The organism is Marinimicrobium sp. (assembly GCF_002695945.1).
Taxonomy (GTDB): Bacteria; Pseudomonadota; Gammaproteobacteria; order Pseudomonadales; family Cellvibrionaceae; genus Marinimicrobium; species Marinimicrobium koreense.
This window is the reverse complement of sequence record NZ_NZQP01000028.1, coordinates 24,884-31,295: the sequence shown is the minus strand read 5'-3', so window position 1 is coordinate 31,295 and position 6,412 is coordinate 24,884. Positions and strand designations below refer to the sequence as shown.

The following is a 6,412-nucleotide window of genomic DNA, read 5'->3' as shown; positions in this document are numbered from 1 at the left end:
GCTGATAAATGCGCCCCTCTTCGGTACGGGAGAATGGCAGCCCCATGTGCTCCAGCTCGAACACGGCCTCCGGGCCCACAGAGCACATGTACTCGATGGCGTCCTGATCACCGATATAATCGGAGCCCTTCACCGTGTCATACATGTGCCAACGCCAATCGTCATTGGGGTCAGAACTGGCAATGGCACAGGTGATGCCGCCCTGGGCGGATACGGTGTGCGACCGGGTCGGGAATACTTTGGTGATAACCGCGGTTTTGTAACCGGAGCTGGCCAACTGAAGGGCCGCGCGCATACCCGCGCCGCCACCACCGACGACGATGCCGTCAAAGGAAATCGTGCGCATAGTTTAAAACCCCCAGATAATTTCAACACCCCAGAGGGTGTAAGTCACGGCGACTACCGCCAGCAGTACTTGAGCCAGCAGACGCAACACCAGGGCTTTGCCGCCCATCATCCGCTCGGTGATGTAGTCCGTCAGGACCGCCCACAGGCCGATCCAGGCGTGGGCCACCACGGACAGCAGGGTCATGAGGGTGAACACCCGCATCCACAGCTGACCAAACAGGCCCTGCCACTGCTCAAAACTCAGTTCGGGGGTTATTACGATATAAGCCACAATAAAGACGGTGTAGACGGCCATGATCACAGCGCTCACGCGCTGAATCAGCCAGTCGTACAGGCCGCTGCGGCCGAGATTGGTTACCGCGGTTACCATATCCAGACTCCTGCCAGAACAATCAGTACAACGGCCAGCGCCAGTGCGAGCTTCGCACCGAGGCGACCACCTTTCAGGCTTTCACCAATGCCACAATCCATAATCAGGTGCCGGACCCCCATCACCATGTGATAGGCGAGCGCGGCGACAACGGCCCAGACGACGATTTGCCAGACCGGCTGGGTCAGCGTTTCCTGCAGAGCCACAAACTGCTCTTCGGAGGCAAGACTGCCATCAAGCAGCCAGAGGAGTACGGCCACACCGGCAAAAAGGAACACACCGGAGACACGGTGAAGAATGGAAACAATAGCGGTAATCGGAAGTTTGATGGTGGAGATATCGAGATTGACAGGTCTTTGGTTTTTCACGGTTGATAGTCACCTTCTAGCCCAGCTAATGTAGGCAGGTTAGCGAAATAGCGCCAAGCGCATCTCTCCAGAGCACACAGGGCGGTCGCCAGGTTGATTTGTTTATGCGCCGTCCGGGCCAATGTCTCTTCTCAGGGCATGGTCTGGACCGGCGATTGGCTCTCTCACCGCTGCCTGCAAGTCGCGGCGTATTATAGAGAGTCGAATCCTGAAACACAAACAAAAACCCGGGCAAAAATCCCCCGGAAATGCCCGATTGGCGTGCACTGGAGCCGCTTGATGCTCCATTTGGAGGCAAATCACCACCGGATTGTTCACCACCCCGTCCCCGGGGGTAAAATCCGACAGCGCTGTCACCTGTTACGACGTTCCCACCACTGCCGGATCATTGCCTCCAGTCAAAGCCTCCGTGATGCCGGGCACCCCGGCACCAACGGGCCGGCCACTACACGGGCGCCCTCGCCGTCAAGTGGATTTTTTGCCAACCCGATCTCGAAAAACTACCGAAATCAGGCCTTCTCCTCTATAATGCCGCCTCCCATCAACCCGTGGGCTGTTTGACAAACCCACGCCGGGGCTTATAGTGACGCCCCGATTAAAAACCCGGTCTGGCCATCCAGCCATTCCTGGAAGCCTTAAAAGTTTGTAAACCACAGGAGTCCGTAATGACTGACAGAAAAGCACGGTTAACGGTCGACGGCCTGGATGCGCCTATTGATCTGCCTGTTTACCCGAGCACTGCCGGCCCTGACGTGATTGATGTCTCCGGCCTGACCAAAAAGGGTTTTTTCACCTACGATCCGGGGTTCATGTCCACCGCCCCCTGCGAGTCCAAAATTACCTTCATCGATGGCGCCAAAGGCGTGCTTCTGCACCGTGGCTACCCCATCGATCAGTTAGCCGAGCACTCTGACTACCTCGAGACCTGCTACCTTCTGCTGAACGGCGAACTCCCCTCCAAAGAACAAAAAGCGACGTTCGCCGACGAAGTCAAAAAGCACTCCAAGGTCGACGACTCAGTGGCTCAGATCATCAAAGGCTTCAGTCGCAACGCTCACCCCATGGCCATCATGGGCAGCGCAGTGAACGCTCTGGCCGCGGTTTACCATGAAGAGACCGACATCACCAGCGAAGAGAGTCGTCGGGTTACGGCCTACCGGTTGATCGGTCAGATGCCGACCCTTGCCGCCATGGCCCACAAGCACCGCCAGGGCGAAGAGTTCATCGCCCCGGACGCCGATCTCGCCTACGCTGAAAACTACCTGAACATGACCTTTGGTACCGCCGGCCAAAGCCCCAAAGTCAATCAGGTATTGGCCAAAGCCATGGACCGGATCTTCCTGCTGCACGCCGACCATGAGCAGAACGCCTCCACCTCCACCGTGCGTCTGTCCGGCTCATCCGGCACCAACCCCTTTGCCGCCATCGCAGCGGGTATCGCTACCCTGTGGGGCCCCGCCCACGGTGGTGCGAACGAAGCCGTTCTCAACATGCTTGAGGAAATTGGCAGCGTCGACAACATCGACACCTATGTCGCCAAAGCCAAAGACAAGAACGATCCCTTCCGTCTGATGGGCTTCGGTCACCGGGTCTACAAGAACTTTGATCCGCGCGCCAAGGTGATGAAGCAGGCCGCTGACGAGGTGCTGTCCGAGCTGGGCCTGGAAAACGATCCGCTGCTGGCGATCGCCAAGCGCCTGGAGAAAATCGCCCTGGAAGACGAGTACTTCATCCAGAAGAAACTCTACCCCAATGTGGATTTCTACTCCGGCATCATCATGAAGGCCATCGGCATTCCCACCGAAGCCTTTACCGTGATTTTTGCCACAGGCCGCGCCGTCGGCTGGTACGCCCACTGGCAGGAAATGGTGAGCGCACCCTACAAGATCGGCCGTCCACGCCAGCTATACACCGGCTACAGCAAGCGCGATTACCCCGCCTGAGGCCGACACCACCGGGCCTTTACCGACCCACCCTGGGGCCGCACTTAGTGCGGCCCCAGTGCGTTCTGGGGAACTCTTGCGCCGATTTACCTTTCTAAACGTCTCCCGAACCCACTCCGGTAGCCATACTCCGGGGGCTATAGTAGTATGAAACCCAGTATTAACGCCGCTTCCAGTGTCACTGGCGATAGTCAACCACAGTTCGCTGGCCACCGGAAACAAAGCAGGATTGAACCTATGCTCAACGTCCCGAAGTTCCTGCGCAGCAGTCTCGCCATTTCGGCTCTGTTGTTCAGCGCCCCAGCGCTCTGGGCTGCCGCCCTGGCCCCCCTGGAAATCACCGATCAGCACCGCCAGGTCACGGCGAGCGTGGTCCAGCAACTGAGCGAGCACCATTACCGGGACCAGTCCCTCAATGACGACCTGTCGTCCGAGTATCTGGACAATTACCTGAAAACCCTGGACCCCACCAAAAGCTACTTCTTCCAGGCTGATATCGACGGATTCAACCGTCATCGTGAGAAGTTCGACAACTGGCTCGCCAAGGGCAACCTGAATGAAGCCTTCGACATCTTCGATATCTACCGGCAGCGCCTGACGACGCGCCTGGAATCGGTGATTGAGCGGCTGGAGAGTGATGAGATCAAGTACGACTTCACCACCGACGATCAGCTCGTGGTGGATTGGGAGCAGGCCGAGTGGCCCGAGGACAAGAAAACCGCTGATGAGCTCTGGCACCGCAGGGTCAAAGCCAGCCTGTTGGATCTGGTACTGGCCGGGAAAGACTTGGAAGAGAGCAAGGAGCTCCTGCGCAAACGCTATGAAAACCAACTGCGCCGGGTTCGCCAGCAGGACAGCGATGATGCCTTTGAGGTCGTAATCAACAGCCTGACCACCCTGTACGATCCGCACACCAACTACCTGTCGCCGAGAACACTCGAAAACTTCAATATCAACATGTCACTCTCCCTGGAGGGGATTGGGGCCGTACTCCAGACCGAGGACGAACACACCAAGGTGATGCGTCTGGTTCCCGCCGGGCCGGCGGACAAGCAGGGGGAACTTCGCCCAGCGGATCGCATCGTCGCGGTCGGCCAGGGCGAGGAGGGTGAAATGACCGATGTGGTCGGTTGGCGCCTCGACGAAGTGGTGGAGCAGATTCGCGGCAAAAAAGACACGGTTGTCCGCCTTGAAGTGCTCCCGGCCAAGGCCCCCACCGACAGTGCGACCAAAGTCATCACCATCACCCGGGACAAGGTCAAGCTTGAGGAACAGGCGGCGAAGCACGACGTATTCGAGGTTATGAATGGGCGCGACCGCTACAAAATTGGCGTGATTCGTGTACCCACCTTCTACATGGATTTCGAGGCTTATCGCAAGCGCGACCCGAACTTCAAGAGCACCACCCGTGACGTGCACCGGATTCTTCAAGAGCTGGAAAAAGAAAACGTCGACGGGATTGTGCTTGATCTGCGCGGCAATGGCGGTGGGTCCCTGCAGGAGGCCACTACCCTGACCGACCTGTTTATCGATCGCGGGCCCGTGGTACAGATTCGCCAGACCAATGAACTGATTTCACGCAATTATCAATCACACTCCCGGGCGGCCTACCGCGGGCCTCTGGTGGTGCTGATTGATCGGTTGAGTGCATCGGCTTCGGAAATTTTTGCCGGCGCCATCCAGGATTACGGCCGGGGCATCATTGTTGGCACCCAGAGCTTCGGCAAAGGCTCCGTGCAATCGCTGGTACCGGTCGATGCCGGCCAGTTAAAGCTGACGGAGTCCAAGTTCTATCGCGTCTCGGGCGAGAGCACACAGCATCGCGGAGTTATTCCCGACATGACGCTGCCTAGCCTGGTCAACGTAGACGATGTCGGCGAGAGCACTTACGACAACGCCTTACCCTGGGACAAGATTCACGCGGTTCCACACTCTCGTTACTTTGACATTCAGGCGCTTCTTCCGCACCTGAACCCATTGCACGAGCAGCGCGTAGAGAAGAACCCGGATTTCATCTACCTGCGCGATCAGATGGCGCTGACGGAGAAGAACAAGGACCGCACGGTCGTCTCCCTGAATGAAAAACAGCGTCGAAACGAACAGGAATCCCTGGAAGCGTCTCTGTTGCAACTCGAAAACGAGCGCCGGAAAGCCAAAGGGCTGTCCCTGTATGACAGTTACGAAGACATTGACCGCCTGGCCGGCAGCGACGACGAGGACGCGACCGAGGGCGCGGACGCCGGAGAAGCGGCCAACGACGACGAAGAAGAAGGCGACCTGGTCAGCTTCAGTGCGCTTTCACGCAGTGAAATCAACCCGGACAAGGATCCGTTTCTCAACGAAGCCGGACATATTCTGGTGGACTTCATTGAGCAGCTCGAATCCATGGATGAACAGGACCGGGATCGCGTCGCCAACTGGTAACCAACATCCAAACCCGAGCCCCGATACCGCACAGGCCTTTTCCCTCGGTGCGTTTTCGGGGTATTTTTTAACCCACGCCTCCATCAGATCGGACTCAGGAATTGAACCGCATGAACGCCGTTTCCTTCAACGTAAACAGCATCCGTACCCGCCTCCACCAGTTGCAGGCGGTGATCGATAAATATCAACCGGACTTCATCGGCTTGCAGGAAACCAAAGTCACCGACGAGCAGTTTCCCGAGCAGGAAATCCGGGACATGGGTTACCACGTAGAGTTCTACGGTCAGAAAACGCACTACGGCGTAGCGCTAATGTCCCGCCACCCCTTCAAGCAGGTGATCAAGGGTTTCCCCGGAGATCTGGAAGAATCCCAACGGCGTTTTATCGGAGGGGTATTCGACTCTCCCCTCGGCGGCGAAGTGACCGTTCTGAATGGTTACTTCCCCCAGGGTGAAAGCCGCGACCACCCGGTCAAATTTCCCAATAAGCGCAAGTTCTACCAGGACCTGATGGCCTTCCTGAACGACCAGTGCGACCCTTCCAAACCGCTGCTGGTCATGGGCGATATGAACGTCTCTCATACTGACCGGGATATCGGTATTGGCGAGCAGAACCGCAAGCGCTGGTTGCGCGACGGAAAGTGCAGCTTTTTGCCGGAAGAGCGGGAATGGCTGGATACTCTGCTGGACTGGGGTCTGAAGGATACCTTCCGTCAACACCAGCCGGACGAAGAGCGTACCTTCAGCTGGTTTGACTATCGTAGCAAAGGCTTTGATGCCGACCCCAAACGGGGCCTGAGAATCGACCTCATTCTGGCAACCGAGCCGTTACTCGAACGATGCACGGAGGCGGGCGTCGATTATGACATTCGGGGTATGGAGCGCCCGTCCGATCACTGCCCCATCTGGGCGTCGTTTTCGTAGCCGGTCCGCACAAAAAAGCGCCGGGGTAAAAACACC

Annotated in this window: 6 protein-coding genes; 3 read left to right on the top strand and 3 right to left on the bottom strand. The window is 57.6% G+C overall.

Going from position 1 to position 6,412, the window contains the following annotated elements; all coding sequences use genetic code 11:
* The 3 genes from CMG77_RS07205 to sdhC all read right to left on the bottom strand — a co-directional run.
* Positions 1-346, bottom strand: a 346-nt coding sequence (locus CMG77_RS07205; RefSeq protein WP_286903891.1) for an FAD-binding protein, incomplete at its 3' end; no start/stop codon positions are given.
* Between the two features lie 3 nt (positions 347-349).
* Positions 350-718: a succinate dehydrogenase, hydrophobic membrane anchor protein gene (gene sdhD / locus CMG77_RS07200; RefSeq protein WP_024460484.1), complete on the bottom strand. Its 369-nt coding sequence runs from the start codon at positions 716-718 to the stop codon at positions 350-352.
* Positions 712-1,086, bottom strand: a complete 375-nt coding sequence (gene sdhC / locus CMG77_RS07195) for a succinate dehydrogenase, cytochrome b556 subunit (RefSeq protein WP_024460485.1) — start codon at positions 1,084-1,086, stop codon at positions 712-714. Before sdhC ends, sdhD begins: the two co-directional genes overlap by 7 nt.
* 665 nt (positions 1,087-1,751) lie before the next feature.
* Between sdhC and CMG77_RS07190 the strand changes: the two genes are divergently transcribed.
* From CMG77_RS07190 to xthA, 3 genes are all read left to right on the top strand, one after another.
* Positions 1,752-3,029, top strand: a complete 1,278-nt coding sequence (locus tag CMG77_RS07190; protein WP_123637615.1) for a citrate synthase — start codon at positions 1,752-1,754, stop codon at positions 3,027-3,029.
* Positions 3,030-3,266: 237 nt separating this feature from the next.
* Positions 3,267-5,453 carry a carboxy terminal-processing peptidase gene (locus tag CMG77_RS07185; protein ID WP_123637616.1) on the top strand — a complete coding sequence of 729 codons (2,187 nt, stop codon included), beginning with the start codon at positions 3,267-3,269 and terminating at the stop codon, positions 5,451-5,453.
* 110 nt (positions 5,454-5,563) lie between these two features.
* Entirely contained in the window at positions 5,564-6,376 is an 813-nt protein-coding gene (xthA, locus tag CMG77_RS07180) for an exodeoxyribonuclease III (RefSeq protein WP_024460488.1), read from the top strand.
* Positions 6,377-6,412: the final 36 nt, after the last annotated feature.

Bases quoted from the DNA above. Each gene is read 5' to 3' on its own strand.
- sdhD (WP_024460484.1), bottom strand. From the start codon at position 718: ATGGTAACCGCGGTAACCAATCTCGGCCGCAGCGGCCTGTACGACTGG.
- CMG77_RS07190 (WP_123637615.1), top strand. From the start codon at position 1,752: ATGACTGACAGAAAAGCACGGTTAACGGTCGACGGCCTGGATGCGCCT.
- CMG77_RS07185 (WP_123637616.1), top strand. From the start codon at position 3,267: ATGCTCAACGTCCCGAAGTTCCTGCGCAGCAGTCTCGCCATTTCGGCT.
- xthA (WP_024460488.1), top strand. From the start codon at position 5,564: ATGAACGCCGTTTCCTTCAACGTAAACAGCATCCGTACCCGCCTCCAC.